18 protein-coding genes are annotated in these 14,004 nt (G+C 60.6%); 8 read left to right on the top strand and 10 right to left on the bottom strand.

Annotated elements, in window-relative coordinates; genetic code table 11:
- Positions 1-12: 12 nt before the first annotated feature.
- The 4 genes from KF814_11585 to KF814_11570 all read right to left on the bottom strand — a co-directional run bounded on the left by KF814_11585 (position 13) and on the right by KF814_11570 (position 2,825).
- The gene (locus tag KF814_11585) at positions 13-483 is read right to left on the bottom strand and encodes a hypothetical protein (protein MBX3236785.1); all 471 of its coding nucleotides are present in this window, start codon (positions 481-483) and stop codon (positions 13-15) included.
- Complete coding sequence (locus KF814_11580) at positions 484-702, bottom strand: hypothetical protein (GenBank protein MBX3236784.1); 219 nt, start codon at positions 700-702, stop codon at positions 484-486.
- A gap of 78 nt (positions 703-780) precedes the next feature.
- A complete protein-coding gene (locus KF814_11575; GenBank protein MBX3236783.1) occupies positions 781-1,464 on the bottom strand; it encodes a tetratricopeptide repeat protein in 684 nt (227 codons plus the stop codon).
- Positions 1,461-2,825: an FAD-dependent oxidoreductase gene (locus KF814_11570; protein MBX3236782.1), complete on the bottom strand. Its 1,365-nt coding sequence runs from the start codon at positions 2,823-2,825 to the stop codon at positions 1,461-1,463. The genes KF814_11575 and KF814_11570 overlap by 4 nt, the downstream gene beginning before the upstream one ends.
- A gap of 85 nt (positions 2,826-2,910) precedes the next feature.
- Between KF814_11570 and KF814_11565 the strand changes: the two genes are divergently transcribed.
- Positions 2,911-3,129, top strand: a complete 219-nt coding sequence (locus tag KF814_11565; protein ID MBX3236781.1) for a DUF1653 domain-containing protein — start codon at positions 2,911-2,913, stop codon at positions 3,127-3,129.
- Here the strand turns inward: KF814_11565 and KF814_11560 are convergent.
- The 3 genes from KF814_11560 to KF814_11550 all read right to left on the bottom strand — a co-directional run bounded on the left by KF814_11560 (position 3,109) and on the right by KF814_11550 (position 4,545).
- Positions 3,109-3,582, bottom strand: a complete 474-nt coding sequence (locus KF814_11560) for an MEKHLA domain-containing protein (GenBank protein ID MBX3236780.1) — start codon at positions 3,580-3,582, stop codon at positions 3,109-3,111. The genes KF814_11565 and KF814_11560 overlap by 21 nt on opposite strands.
- Positions 3,583-3,674: 92 nt before the next feature.
- A complete protein-coding gene (locus KF814_11555) occupies positions 3,675-4,226 on the bottom strand; it encodes a hypothetical protein (GenBank protein MBX3236779.1) in 552 nt (183 codons plus the stop codon).
- A gap of 85 nt (positions 4,227-4,311) precedes the next feature.
- Positions 4,312-4,545: a hypothetical protein gene (locus KF814_11550; GenBank protein MBX3236778.1), complete on the bottom strand. Its 234-nt coding sequence runs from the start codon at positions 4,543-4,545 to the stop codon at positions 4,312-4,314.
- A 127-nt stretch (positions 4,546-4,672) separates the two neighbouring features.
- Here KF814_11550 and leuC point away from each other — a divergent pair, with 127 nt between their 5' ends.
- The 3 genes from leuC (at position 4,673) to KF814_11535 (ending at position 7,177) form a co-directional block, all read left to right on the top strand.
- Positions 4,673-6,076: a 3-isopropylmalate dehydratase large subunit gene (leuC, locus tag KF814_11545; GenBank protein MBX3236777.1), complete on the top strand. Its 1,404-nt coding sequence runs from the start codon at positions 4,673-4,675 to the stop codon at positions 6,074-6,076.
- A 75-nt stretch (positions 6,077-6,151) separates the two neighbouring features.
- On the top strand, positions 6,152-6,775 hold the full coding sequence (gene leuD, locus KF814_11540; GenBank protein ID MBX3236776.1) for a 3-isopropylmalate dehydratase small subunit: 624 nt from the start codon (positions 6,152-6,154) through the stop codon (positions 6,773-6,775).
- Positions 6,776-6,787: 12 nt separating this feature from the next.
- Positions 6,788-7,177 carry a hypothetical protein gene (locus KF814_11535; GenBank protein ID MBX3236775.1) on the top strand — a complete coding sequence of 130 codons (390 nt, stop codon included), beginning with the start codon at positions 6,788-6,790 and terminating at the stop codon, positions 7,175-7,177.
- Positions 7,178-7,195: 18 nt separating this feature from the next.
- Here KF814_11535 and corA read toward each other — a convergent pair whose 3' ends face one another.
- On the bottom strand, positions 7,196-8,254 hold the full coding sequence (corA, locus tag KF814_11530; GenBank protein ID MBX3236774.1) for a magnesium/cobalt transporter CorA: 1,059 nt from the start codon (positions 8,252-8,254) through the stop codon (positions 7,196-7,198).
- A 114-nt stretch (positions 8,255-8,368) separates the two neighbouring features.
- Between corA and KF814_11525 the strand changes: the two genes are divergently transcribed.
- Positions 8,369-9,184: a 3'(2'),5'-bisphosphate nucleotidase CysQ gene (locus KF814_11525; GenBank protein ID MBX3236773.1), complete on the top strand. Its 816-nt coding sequence runs from the start codon at positions 8,369-8,371 to the stop codon at positions 9,182-9,184.
- A gap of 73 nt (positions 9,185-9,257) precedes the next feature.
- Positions 9,258-10,133: an NAD(P)-dependent oxidoreductase gene (locus tag KF814_11520; protein MBX3236772.1), complete on the top strand. Its 876-nt coding sequence runs from the start codon at positions 9,258-9,260 to the stop codon at positions 10,131-10,133.
- 3 nt (positions 10,134-10,136) lie between these two features.
- Here the strand turns inward: KF814_11520 and KF814_11515 are convergent, their stop codons facing one another.
- Together KF814_11515 and KF814_11510 are read right to left on the bottom strand one after the other, a co-directional pair.
- Positions 10,137-10,640 carry a hypothetical protein gene (locus KF814_11515; GenBank protein MBX3236771.1) on the bottom strand — a complete coding sequence of 168 codons (504 nt, stop codon included), beginning with the start codon at positions 10,638-10,640 and terminating at the stop codon, positions 10,137-10,139.
- A gap of 127 nt (positions 10,641-10,767) precedes the next feature.
- Positions 10,768-11,901 (bottom strand): pyridoxal phosphate-dependent aminotransferase, encoded by a 1,134-nt coding sequence (locus tag KF814_11510; protein ID MBX3236770.1) that lies wholly within the window; start codon positions 11,899-11,901, stop codon positions 10,768-10,770.
- Positions 11,902-12,117: 216 nt separating this feature from the next.
- Here KF814_11510 and KF814_11505 point away from each other — a divergent pair, with 216 nt between their 5' ends.
- Both KF814_11505 and KF814_11500 read left to right on the top strand, forming a co-directional pair.
- Positions 12,118-12,456: a PilZ domain-containing protein gene (locus KF814_11505; protein MBX3236769.1), complete on the top strand. Its 339-nt coding sequence runs from the start codon at positions 12,118-12,120 to the stop codon at positions 12,454-12,456.
- A 148-nt stretch (positions 12,457-12,604) separates the two neighbouring features.
- Positions 12,605-13,999 carry a serine hydrolase gene (locus KF814_11500; GenBank protein ID MBX3236768.1) on the top strand — a complete coding sequence of 465 codons (1,395 nt, stop codon included), beginning with the start codon at positions 12,605-12,607 and terminating at the stop codon, positions 13,997-13,999.
- Positions 14,000-14,004 lie beyond the last annotated feature (5 nt).

Raw genomic sequence — 14,004 nt, 5'->3', positions numbered from 1 at the left:
CTTTCTCCGTCGTTACGGCGTGGCGGAACCCTCTCCTCCGGACCGCGGGACGCACTCCTCACGCTTCCAGCTCTTGAGCACCTTGGCTTCATCGAACGCAAGGGTATAGCGGTAGCAGTATAGCGGCTCCCGGTAGGCCTCTTCGCTTCCGGCAAGGCTTTTCCCGAACGGCGACGGCGAGGGCGGCGCTTTGGTTTTCGGTCCGGCCGTCAAATTGCTGGGATTCCAAGGATGAATCTCCTTGTCCCCCATTGGCACGCGATACGTCCAAATCGTATCGCCGCCAAGCGCCGGCGTCTTCAGCGTGTGGGGAGGACCAAGCTTTTCCGCCACCTGGTCCTGAGTCAGGTTGTTCAGCCCCTTCTCGAGATATTTATCGCGCCAAGGACCGCCGCAGGCCGTCAGCAACATCATGGCCGCGAGCAGAAGAAACGTAGCCGATCTGACTAGTCGGTGAGCCAGCAAACTCCCGTCCCGTGCCATTTACTGCGACTCCCCATCACGCTGTTCGCGCATCCAGCGGACGGAGCAATACATTGCATAGCCCTGCGCGGCCATTCCCGTGACCAGAAGCCCCAGCGCCGTCCGCAACCACATGGTCTCAGTATGGTCGAGCCCATACATTCCCAACACGAACCCCAAGGCCGTGAATGAAATTCCAACCCCTCGGGCAATGAGGGCTCTCATGCGCAATTCCGACATCACCCATCCTCTCGCTGATCGAATGCCTTGCCAGCGTACGCTACACTGGACCGGTGTATCGGTTCAACGGGCCTCCGGTCAGGGCTTCTTCTTTCCTTTGATACTCGAGACACGATCCTCCAAAGCCGCCGCCTCTGCCGTCCTCCCTAACTTCCGCAGCGTCCCGGCATAGTCTTCAAGCGTCTTGATCAGTTCGGGATGGTCCTTCCCGAGTTGCTTCTCGCGAATGGCGAGCGCGCGCGCGAGTAAGGGAGCCGCCTCCCCCCACTCACTCTGCGCCAAGTGCATCGTCGCCAGGTTCGTGAGCGCCAGCGCGATGTCCGGGTGCTCTGCCCCCAGCAAGCGTTCCTTGATAGACAATGCCCTCGCCAATAGCCGTTGGGCGTCCGCATATTGACCATGCTTGCGATGCAATACGCCGAGGTTGTTCAACGCAGCGGCCACATCCAGATGATTCTCGCCGTGTACTTCCTGATAAATCGTCAGGGCCTGCAGGTACACCGGCTCGGCCTCGACGAACTTGCCCTGCGCCGACAAGGCTTGGCCTAGACGAGACAGTGACACCGCCACCCGCCGATCGTGCGCGCCGAACGCTTCGGCTTTTTTCACCGCTGCCGAGAAAGTCCGTTCGGCCTCTTGATACTGCCCCTTCTGAAGAGAAGCCTCCCCGGCTTGCATGACGTCTTCCCAGCTCTGCTGCCCGCAAGACAGAACGGCCGCGGCCGTCAGGACGATCCCCGGGATGCGCCACCTCGAGATCATGGGGACTCCAGCTGTTCCACGATGGATTCCGCCGGGTACGTCACGATTTCTGCCAGCGTCGGATGATAGTGCGGCATACGCATGAGATCGTGGGCGGTTCCGTGAAAATGCATGACCGCGACCAGCTCATGAATGAGTTCCGCTGCTTCGGGGCCGACGATGTGGGCACCGATCAACTCCGCACGCTGCGGTTCGCACACCAGCTTAACGAATCCATGCGTGGCACCCAGGCACATAGCTTTACCATGGTCGGCGAAGTGATACTTGGCCGACAGGTAAGGCATTCCTCGTTCCCGGCACGTCCGTTCACTGAGTCCCAGCGTAGCTACCTGCGGATCCGTGAACACCGCCTCCATGTCGAGCCGTCGATCTACCGTCCGAGCAGGTCGATCTGGATGGGTTGCGTTATAGCCCGCCACCTCACCTTGAATGACGGCCGAGTGCACGACCGGCGTCAAATCGTTCACATCACCGACGGCAAAAATGTGCGGCTGAGCCGTGCGCATGTCGGGACCGACCGTCAACCGTCCATCGATAACGGCAATCCCGGCGCGATCAAGCGCAAGCCCATCTAAGTTGGGACGACGGCCCAGCGCGTGGAGAATCTCCTCCGACATGATCGACCGCTGCGCCCCGTCGGGGAGGCGAATCCTGACCGTCTTGCCCGTCGCGTCGCGGGTCACTTCATCCACGGAGATTCCCGTCAGCACTTCGAGACCTTCCATCCGCAAGGCCGCCGCCAACGCATGCCCTACGTCCTCGTCCATATCGGAGAGCAGGGTTGGACTACGCTGGATGAGAATCACGCTCGTTCCGATGCGCGCAAAGAATTGCGCGAACTCCACGGCAACCGGTCCTCCGCCTAACACAACGAGCGATGCCGGCGGCCGTCGGATGTCCAGCGCCGTGTCGCTCGTGAGATAGCCAATCTCCTCGAGACCAGGGATCGGCACCTGGCTGATCGTGGAACCCGTGGCGATGACAAAAGACCCGGCCGTCACGCGCTCAGCACCCACCAACAGTTCGGCCGGGGAGAGAAACTCGGCACGGGATTCGTAGAGCGTGAACTTCGGGTCATGCAGCGACGCGATTCGATCGGCGGCAAACTCTTGAACCAACCGGTTTTTGCGATCGACGACTGCCGCAAGGTCCGCACGGGGAGTCATCGGCGCCAAGCCAAACTCCGGCCCTCGCCGACTCAACGCCGCAACTTCCGCCGATCGCAGAATTGCTTTCGTGGGCATGCACCCGCGAAGGATGCAGAGTCCCCCAAGCGGGCCGGAATCGACGATCGCGACATCGGCTCCGGCATCACGAGCGACACGGGCGGCGGCATAACCGGCCGAGCCGCCACCGATGATGACGACATCATGACGACGCGGTGCGTTGAGCGGGGCTTGTGGCGACATGCGGTGTCCGATAGACTGGCGCGGGTAAGAATACACTATGCTTCAGCTCGGTCGCTATCGTCACTACAAGGGGAAGGACTACGAAGTCATCGGTGTGGCCCGCCACTCCGAGACGGAGGAAGAGTTCGTCGTCTATCGTCCGCTTTATGGAGAAGGTGGCCTGTGGATCAGGCCCATGGCGATGTTCCTGGAGTCTGTCCTGGTCAGCGGCGTGGAGATGCCCAGGTTCCGTCGGCTAGAGGAACGTCCAGGTTGAAAACGTCGCGGCCTGCCCGAGTCGGTGGCCGGTTGCATCCACGACGTTCCACACGGTCGCACGCTCCACCAGAAAACGGCGGCCGCTGCGGGAAATGCGCACTCCCCGATAGTTCTCGATGTACCCGCGAGTCTTCGCCTGCTCGAGCATCCATTCCCGCTCGGCGCGATTGACCGGCTCGGCCGTCAGACGCGACGGCGTCTTCACCAACTCTTCCCACGTCGTCTCCCAAAGTTCCAATGCGCGCTGATTCCCATAGTTGAGAACAGGATCTGCCTCCAAGCCGTGTGAGACGACCACGATTGGGGCGAGAAACAGAGCCTGCGCCTGAAATCCATGATCCCCGACTCGATCGGTCAACTCCCGTCCGATCCAGCGGCGATAACTGTTCAAGAGACACTGCGCCCACTCGATCGCAGCAGGCCGACTCCACGGCGGACTGGCAGGTTCCATGCGATTTTCTCCCCGACAGACAACGGGCGCGTGGTGCCTGGCACGACGCGCCCGCCGGTGGTATCACGGTCCTGAGGATCAATGCAACGAGGCTAGGAGGAGACCCTTCTGAGGTGGCGTACGAACAGGGTCCGGCCTTCTCGTCCCGTCAGGGTCATGATCAAGTCGCCCCGCTGAAACGACATCTGGCGTCGCACGTCCATGCGGTCCTCGGTCATGGTGGTGCAGCGCCATGTTTCCACCGCCCCGTCCTGCCCTTCTCTGCTCAACGTCACGACTCCGCCCAGTTGCACCCTGTAGGACATTGCCTGCGGGATCGTGGCAAACAGCGTCTCCGCCTCGCTGACAATGGGCTTCGACGAATGCGCGGATTTCATGCTTCCATGATCGGCATACTGAAACACTTGGTAGGGCAACAGATAGGGAGCGCGCGGGTCGCGGAAGCGATAGGGCGAGTCAAACCCCACCAGCTGCCAGCTTCCCAACAGGTCGTCGGACGTGCAAGAACGAGCCACGTTGCTCTGCGGCAGGGTATAGGCCTTACTGAGCGCCTTCGCCGGCGAGCGATCGGCAGCCTCCACGGAAGCGGCAACGGTTACTCCCCAGGTTGCGAGCAGTGTCACGAGTACGATTCGGCGCACCATAGTCCCCTCCCTGGCCGACGGATCAAACAACTGGTGTAATGATAAGAGTAGCAGAGCGCTGGAAGTGGCGAGGAAATCGGCGGTATTAGGGCTCTTTCCGGACGTCTGGGGTCGCGGGCGGGCTGGGAAGGGCCTTGGGGGCTCGAGGCAGTACACGATACTCGATCAAACGGCAGGTGCAGAACGACACCTGGCGCCATTCGGCCGTGATCTTGACGATCACCGAGCCGCAGACCGGGCATCCGAGCGCCCGGGGATCCCGCTTGATGGTCCAGCGAGGAATCGTGATCTGTTCGCAATCGAGTGAATCGCGTTCCATGGGCACTCTATCGGTAGGCAGTTTCAAAATCTGAAGCTCCCAGACGCTCGCCGCCTTTGGCCTTGATGCCGACCGCCTGCTCCCATGTATAATAGGCTCTTTTCTTCGCGCCCTGGAGGAGCAGAGGATGGCCGGACAGACACTTTTCGACAAGATCTGGGATTCGCACGTCGTTCGATCGGAACCGGACGGCACGACATTGCTCTATGTCGATCGTCAGCTGGTTCACGAGGTCACCTCGCCACAGGCCTTCGAGGGGCTCAAGGTGGCCGGACGAAAGCCGCGCCGCCCGGGCGCCACGCTGGCAGTGCCGGATCACAACGTCCCCACCACTGACCGGAGTCTTCCCATTGCCGATCCGATCAGCGCCAAGCAGATCCAGACACTGGATGAGAACTGCACCGACTTCGGCATCACGCTGTTCCGAATGAGCGATATCCGGCAAGGCGTCGTCCACGTGATCGGTCCGGAGCAGGGATTCACCCTTCCCGGCATGACGATTGTGTGCGGTGACTCCCACACGTCCACGCACGGGGCCTTCGGATCGCTCGCGTTCGGCATCGGCACGAGCGAGGTCGAGCACGTCCTGGCTACCCAGTGCCTGATTCAGAAGCGCCCGAAGACGATGGAGGTTCGGGTCGAAGGTGAACTATCGCCGCGCTGCTCCGCAAAGGATGTGATCCTTGCCATTATCGGCCGGATCGGCACTGCCGGAGGCACCGGTTACGTCATTGAATACACCGGCTCCGCCATTCGCGCACTCAGCATGGAAGGCCGAATGACCCTCTGCAACATGTCGATCGAAGGTGGAGCCCGCGCCGGAATGGTGGCTCCGGACGACAAGACCGTTGCCTACATCAAAGGACGGCCGATGGCACCGACCGGCGCCCTCTGGGACCAGGCAGTGGCTGCCTGGCGTCACCTTACCAGCGATCCCGGGTCACGGTACGACGCAGTCGTGGAGTTGCGGGCCGACAAGATCGCCCCACAAGTGACCTGGGGCACCAGCCCCGGAATGGTCACCGGCGTGGACGGTCTCGTTCCCGATCCTCGGACCATGCAGGACGAAAAACTCCGGCATTCCACAGAGCGCGCCCTCGATTACATGGGGCTCACGGCCGGGATGCCGATTCGGAATATCAAGATCGATCGGGTCTTCATCGGTTCCTGCACCAATTCGCGGATCGAGGATCTGCGGACTGCCGCCGCCTTTGCCAAAGGTAAGAAGGTCGCCTCTAGCGTGCACGCGATGGTCGTGCCTGGCTCGGGCCTCGTGAAGCAACAAGCCGAGCAGGAAGGTCTCGACAAGATTTTCCGCGAGTCCGGCTTCGAGTGGCGTGAGCCCGGTTGCAGCATGTGCCTGGCCATGAACGCGGACGTGCTCAAGCCCGGCGAGCGTTGCGCCTCGACCAGCAACCGTAACTTCGAAGGTCGGCAAGGAGCCGGAGGCCGCACGCACCTCGTGTCGCCGGCGATGGCCGTAGCCGCCGCCGTCGAAGGACATTTTGTCGATATCCGGCACTGGGGCTGATACTCCGGTTACGCCGTCGCATCTCCTGGGCCTTCACGGCACCCTGGCGGATGATTCAAGGGAGAGACGAGACTCATGCAACCATTCACGACACTGACAGGCATCGTCGCGCCGCTGGATCGGCTCAACGTCGATACGGACCAAATCATCCCGAAACAGTTTTTGAAGACGATCAAGCGGACGGGTTTGCGCGAAGGGTTGTTTTTCGATTGGCGGAAGCGGAAGGACGGCTCCGCCGATCCCGGCTTTTTCCTGAACCAGCCGCGCTACCAGGAGGCGACGATTCTATTGACCCGCGACAACTTCGGCTGCGGTTCCTCGCGCGAGCACGCACCCTGGGCGCTGTTGGACCAAGGCATCCGGTGCGTCATCGCCCCCAGCTTCGCCGACATTTTTTACAACAACTGTTTCCAGAACGGGATTCTCCCGGTGGTCCTGAAAGCCGACGAGGTTCAGGCGCTCTTCCAGGGCGTGACCGGGAAAGAAGGCTACCGCCTGACAGTCGACCTGGCGGCACAGCAGGTGACGACGCCGTCTGGCACCTCGTATCACTTCGATGTCGATCCGTTTCGGAAGGACTGCCTGTACCGGGGCCTGGACTCGATCGGCCTGACGCTCGAACACGCCGCCAAGATTTCGGAGTATGAACAGCGCCGACGCACCCAAGCGCCTTGGTTGTTCCAAGACCTCACCTCATAGGAAGGAGTCTTCATGACCTGGTGGGAAACCCTGCTTTTCCCCTTCATGTGGCTTTGGCGACCGAAACTGTTTCTGACGCTCCTCTTCTTTGGAGGGGCGGCCTACCTCCTGATCGTATTCAATTGGAGCTACTCCGACGGCGACCGCGCCGGGTACTTGCAAAAGTTTTCACGCAAGGGGTGGGTCTGCAAGACCCACGAGGGCGAGTTGGCCATGACCACCGTTCCCGGGGTCGCGCCGCTGCTGTGGGATTTCAGCGTGTGGGACGATGCCGTGGCCAAGAAGCTGGATGGACAGATGGGAAAGCGGGTTGTGCTCCACTACAAGGAGTTTCGATACATTCCCACCAATTGCTTCGGAGAAACGGCCTACTTCGTCGATCGCGTCGAGGTTCTGGATTAACGCGGAAGGTTTCCGTGGCTAAAGCCACTTTTTCTGCTTAAAGAAATAGAGCATCGCGCCGCCGCTGAACGCCATCACCGCGAGGACCGCCGGGTAGCCATAGGGAGACTTCAGCTCCGGCATGTGCTCGAAATTCATGCCGTAGATGCTGGCGATGAAGCTGAGCGGCATGAAGATCGTGGTGATGATCGTCAGCACCTTCATGACCGCGTTCAGTCGATAGCTCACGCTGGATAGATAGACCTCCATCATCGAAGATACCATCTCGCGCAGACTCTCGATCGTATCGACGATCTGGACGACATGGTCGTACACATCGCGGAAGAAGACCTTCGTCGTCCCCTGAAGGAACTGTCCATCCGAGCGCGACAGGTTGTTGATGACGTCCCGCAGCGGCCACACGGATCGCCGAAGAAAGAGCAATTGCCGTTTCAGTGCGTGGATATCCCGTAGCGTCTCCGGTTGGGGGTTGGTCACGACGGAATCCTGCAACACTTCGATCTTCTCCCCCAGCGTTTCGAGCACGCCGAAGTAGCGATCGACGATCGAGTCCATGAGCGCATACAGAAGGTAGTCCGCCCCGGCATGGCGCAAGCGTCCCTTCCCAGCCCGAAGCCGGTCTTTGATCACTTGAAAGACGTCGCCTCCGTTCTCCTGAAACGACAGGAGGACATTTTCGCCAAACACCAGACTAACCTGTTCGACGTTGATATCGCCTCGCCGCTCCCCCTCATACAACATTTTCAGGACCACGTAGCCATACGTGCCATAGTCGTCATATTTGGGCCGTTGGTCGGTATTGGCGATGTCTTCCAGCAGCAGCGGATGGAGACCGAACGTCTTGCCGAACGTCTCCAGCACATCCACCTTGTGCACGCCGCCGATGTCGATCCAGCGAACCGCCGCGTCACCCGCAGCGGTAATATCTTCTGGCTTCAAGCCCGTGCGTTCCTGAAACTGCCCTTCGCCGTAGTCAAAGAGGCTGACCTTGACGGTTTCGGCGCGCTTCTCCCCGATGTGTACAAGCGTGCCCGGCGGCAATCCTGATTTTCGCGACCGCTTTTGCACCAGTTTCATGATGGGGTCGCTTGTACGCGCATCGCCGGACGCGGTCAAGAGCCTTCTCGTGTATATTCTGTTCCCCCTTTGCTCCGGCCCGACGACCTGATACGGTAACTGAAGAACGTGTCGATGAAACGAAAGCGCGGTGAACGGATGGAGCGAGAACTCAAGACATTGAAAGAGGCCATGCTGGCGGCCGGTACCGAAGCGCTGCGCCTGGCCAAAACCGGCTTCGAGACTCGGACGAAGAGCGATCAATCGCCGGTGACCACGGCGGACTTGGCCGTGAACGAGATTCTCCAGTCTCGCTTGGGCGAGGAGTTTCCGGAAGATGGATGGCTCTCCGAGGAATCCCAGGACAACGGAGATCGTCTCTCGAAACAACGTGTGTGGATCGTCGACCCGATCGACGGTACCCGCGCCTACGTCAGGGGCGATCCTGAGTTCTGCATCTCCGTCGCACTGGTGGAAGACGGCAGACCCATCCTCTCCGCCATCTATAATCCCACCAGGGGAGAATGGTTTTCAGCCATTCACCGAGGCGGCCTCATGGTCGAGCATCTGTCGAAGCCGGATGCCGGTCGATTCGAGCCAGGGGAGCGGCCCATCGTCCTCGTCAATCCCTGGGACCTGCGAAGCGGCAGGCTGCGGCAGTTGGAATCGCGGGTCCGCTGCCAGCCGATCGGCTCCATCGCCTATGGCCTCGCATTGGTGGCTGCCGGTCAGGCGGAGGCGGCGATCATGCTCGATGGCGGCAACGAGTGGGATATTGTCGCCGGTATCCTGCTGGTCATCGAAGGAGGCGGACAGGCCACCAATGCATCCGGCGAACTCCCGTGCTTCAATCAACCCAATACGCGTCAGCGAGGCGCACTCGCACTGTCTTCGTCGATTCACCCTCCCCTATTGAATCTGCTGAAGAAGACCGCGGCTGCCGGCCGGTAGTCCGGCTTTCCCCTTCCGATTCCCTTTCGTCCCGCGTACTATGCCACCACTCATCGGGAAAAGGAGTGGAGGCATGCAGCTCGCGTTGTTTGGAACGGGCGTGTTGGGGAGCGCTATCGCGGAGCGGCTCCACAGAACCGGCCATCTGGTCACCGTATACAACCGCACCATCGAGAAGGCTCTGCCCTTGCGCAATCGGGGGCTTCGCGTCGTCTCACGATCGGCGGACGCGATGGGCTCGGCGGAGGCCGTGCTGTTGCTGCTGGCCGATGAGACTGCCATTCGATCGGTTCTGCTCCAGGGAGAAACCGCCCAACGGCTGGCCGGACGCACCATCATTCAAATGGGCACGATCGGTCCTGATCAGAGTCTCGAGCTCGCATTCGAGATCCAGCGACTGGGTGGGGCTTACATGGAGGCGCCCGTCTTGGGCAGCGTGACCGAAGCCGCGCAAGGGACCCTGCTCGTGATGGTCGGCTCCACGCCGGAGCAGTTTACTCAGTGGTCCCCGATGTTGCAGGCGCTTGGGCAGGAAGTCCAACGGATCGGACCGGTCGGAAGCGCTGCGGTCATCAAATTGGCCCTCAATCAGCTCATCGCGGCCGAAACCGCTGCCTTCGGTCTCAGCTTGGGGTTGGTGCGCCGCAACGGGCTTTCGACGGATACCTTCATGGCGCTCCTCCGAAAAAGCGCCCTCTTTGCCCCCACATTCGATAAAAAGCTGCCCAGACTCACGACTCGAGAATACCAGCGCCCGAACTTCTCCACCCGGCACCTGTTGAAGGATGTCGACCTCATGCTGGAGACCTCACAACGGGCAGGCCTCAGTACGCTCGGGCTGCAGGGCGTCCGCAGCTTGCTGGAGAGAGCCCTTGAGATGGGATTTTCAGACGGGGACTACTCGGCACTGTACGAAGCGATTGACGGAGCCGGGAACGGCCGCGCGTAAGACTTACGGCCGAGCAGAGAGGATGGGAACACTTCGGGCATCCAGGGGGAGAGCATTCTTCGTCACGTGGAACCGTCCGCCGGGCTTCTGGGGATTGCGGTCATCTTCGATGCGTGTGTACCACCAACGCCCATCACCTTCACGGTAATCCGAGGAAAGGGTGATCTCGAAGCCACCCTCCCGATCGTTCTCCCGCTGAATCCACGTACCGCTCCATACACGGTCGACTAACCGATGCGTCACAAACTGCCCGTCTTTGAAATCGTAATTGCCGTTGCCGAAACGATCTAAGATCAGCGTGATGGTCATGCCACTTTCTTCGTATTCCCATTCCCCTGCCAATCGCTCAGTCTCGCCGACCGCTCCTTGATTGATTTCCGTTGATCCAACGAGGGGCGCAGGCGTCTGATGCCGACTCTGCTGGTGGCCGCAGCCGACGAGCATAAATAACCAGACCATGGTCGCAGCAAGGCTCAGGACCCGACTGCGTTTGCCCATTGTCGTCATGCCACTCATCGTTATGATTGTGTCACCCCTGGCTCGACCTTACGATGCAACCCTATTTTGATACCATGGCCGTTCCAGTCGTACAAGCATCGCGTCGCTTCGCGCTCTTCGCTTGGAGCTTCTCCCGCTAACCCAGACGTGTCAGTCGACGGCAGGCCTCGCGCAAGTCCTCGTCGGTTTTCGCAAAACAGAACCGAACAAAGCGATGGCCTGCGGAACTCTGAAAGAACGCCTCGCCCGGAACTCCCGCCACTCCGGATTTTTCGAGCAGGTACATGGCGCGCTCCTTTCCTGTCGTGCCAGGCAGGCGCGAGACATCCGCCAGGACATAGTAGGCGCCCTGCGGCACGGCCGGCGGCAGCCCTGCGTCGGACAGGGCTCGGCAGAATAGATCACGCTTGGCTTGGTACTCGCGCGCTAAGTCCTCGTAGAAGGAGGCCGGGAGTTGCTCGATCCCGATCGCCACGCCTTGCTGTAACGGAGCCGGAGCACACACATACAGGAGATCGTTCATGGCTCCGATGAGTTGAGCCCATTGCTCATGCGCCAGGCTGTATCCGATACGCCAACCGGTGATGCTGAAGGTCTTAGAATAGCCGCCGATCGTAATCGTCCGTTCAGCCATGCCTGGGAGGGCTGCAATACTCTGGTGACGGCGCCCGTCGAACAGAAAATACTCATAAATTTCGTCCGTGAACACGAAGAGGTCGTGCGCCTGGGCGAGTTCGGCAATCCACTGCAATTCCTCCTGACCGAACACCTTGCCCGAGGGATTGCTTGGGGTATTGACGACAATGGCTTTGGTCCGGCTGGTGATCGCCCGGAGCACATCCTCGCGAGAAAATGTCCAGTCCGGCGGGGCGGTACGGACAACCCGAGGCACGGCCTCCACTGCGACGATCGCGCTCGTATGGTAGGCATAGTAGGGCTCGAAAACGATGACTTCATCATCTGGATTTAAGAGCGCCAGGCAGGCGCAGTGGAATGAGCCGGTCGCGCCTGCACTCACCGTGACCTCCCGTTCCGGATCCGCCCGAAGCCCGTTGTAGGTCTGAAGCTTTCCAGCGATGGCTTGCCTCAACCGGGCCAGACCATCGTATCGCGTATAGATATTGATGCCTTCGTCAATCGCCTGCTGCGCCCCGCGCGCCACGACTGGTGGGACTCCCGTGTCGCACACCCCCTGAGCCATGTTGATACCCTGCACGTGCGCGCAGGCCTGAGTCATCGCCCGGATCTCGGATTGTGCCAAGCGTTCCATCCGCTGGTTGCCGGTACGTCCCATCGCCCGTCCCTCCTGCCTGATGAGTCCAAATGCGCCCTGTATACAGGAACGGCCAAGCCTGAGACAACCACAGGCCCTACTTGCGCGGTACGCTGTCAGGGTCATGCCGAAATCCCGATTTTTGACTAGACTTCTAGAGGAGACACAGACAGGCCGCGAAACAGACTCCCGCTTCCTCGGAGGCACTCGCAGGTGAACTCGAAACCCACCACAGCAGAAAGCCGACGCGCCAGGCGCATGGCCGCGACATGCCACTTGGTATTTACGGGGCCTGACGGGCTTGAGGGTCAAGCACAGGTTCTGGACATCTCGACCACCGGTTGCCGCGCCGAATCCGAGATCGCAGTGGAGGTCGGGACGGAGTTCCAGATTTCAATCTTCCTGGCCGATTTTTCCTGGCCGCTGCGAATCGACCGCGCCATCATCCGGTGGGTCGATGGCTATACATTCGGCCTGGAATTCGACGTCATTCTCCCCGCACAACGCGAGCGCCTTCGCCATCTCATCATGAAGGGCAAGCCGTTGGCTTAGTATCCCGGATCGGCTCACGTCTCCTCCCCCATCCCCTTTTCTGTGGCAGAACGACATCGCTCCCGTGTAGGGTACCGTCTGATCTTCTCCGCGCCCGCGGGTAAGTTTCGGAACGGTACGCCCGGCGAAATCAACTGGTAACCCCCTCGTGACCTCCATCTGGCTGCTCGGCGTACTCGCGCTCCTTCTCGGGTTCCTCATGCTCGGCCGGATGCTCGCCTCGACCGGTTGCAGCTATAAGGCTAAGATCTTTTGTTCCGCCCTGTTCGTCTCCGGCCGCCGGCCTGATGACATCTTGGCAAATGACGTCGGCGTCGACGACTTGTCTGTACTCCGCCACTTCTCCTCACACGTGGATTACGCGAGCAAGCGAGTAACCGTGAGCTTCTGGGGACTGGTCAGGCGTACAGCCGTCTATCGGGGACGATTGGGCTGCGCCTTGGAGTACCAGGCTGCCACGGATGCGGGTGGAATGTCGTCCGCGTCGACACAGAAAGATCTGCAGGGGCACCTCTCCTCCCCAGCACGACCGACCTTGCGGGAACACACATCCACGCTCGGGAAGGTCACCTACCCGTCACTCCACAACGTCATCAACGCGGCATTTGCGGAACAGGCGGGGTCCCCCCGTCGCCGTACAAGGGCGGTCGTCATCCTTCATCACGGCCGCCTGGTCGCCGAACAATATGCAGAAGGCTTCGGCCCCGATACGCCCCTGTTGGGCTGGTCGATGGCCAAGACGGTCATCAACGCCTTGGCCGGGATCTTGGTTGGCCAAGGTCGGCTGTCCCTCACGGGGGAACTCCCGCAGTCGTTCTGGCGAGAACCTTTCGATTCCCGTCGTGCCATCACCCTCGACCATCTCCTGCGGATGACAAGCGGGCTCGACTTTCATGAAGACTACCGCAGTCCATTCAAAGATGTGATCCGCATGTTGCTCCACCATCCGGATGCAGCCGCATACGCGGCACGCAAGCCGCTCCGGACCCCTCCCGGATCCGTCTGGCACTATTCGAGTGGAAATACGAACATCATTTCGCGGGTGATGCGGGACGCCATCGGTAACGAACGGGCGTATCTCACCTTCCCAAAGGAGGCACTCTTCGACCCTCTGGGGATGGAGCATGCGGTATTAGAGACCGACGGCAGCGGCACCTTCGTCGGGTCGTCGTTCATGTATGCGACGGCGCGGGACTGGGCTCGTTTTGGTGCGCTGTACCTTCAGGACGGTGTCTGCGAGGGGAGACGAGTTCTTCCGGAAGGGTGGGTCTCTTATTCGACGACAACGACTCCACAAGCCACCGATGCCTGCTACGGTGCACACCTCTGGTTGCGAGTGCCCAGGGAGTTTCGGAAGCTCGAGGGGCCGGCCCGGGCTTTACCGACAGCCTGGCATGCAGTGGGCTATGAGGGACAATTCACCAGCATCATCCCGTCGCACCAACTCGTGGTCGTACGGTTGGGTCTGACACGACGTCCTGATGCCTGGGACCACGAGGACTTCCTTTGGCAAATCCTCCAGGCCATTGCCCCCTCTTCCTAACGAGC

The organism is Nitrospiraceae bacterium (assembly GCA_019637075.1).
GTDB lineage: Bacteria > Nitrospirota > Nitrospiria > Nitrospirales > Nitrospiraceae > JAHBWI01.
The sequence above is the reverse complement of the archived record's forward strand: the minus strand, read 5'-3'. Positions and strand labels throughout refer to the sequence as shown.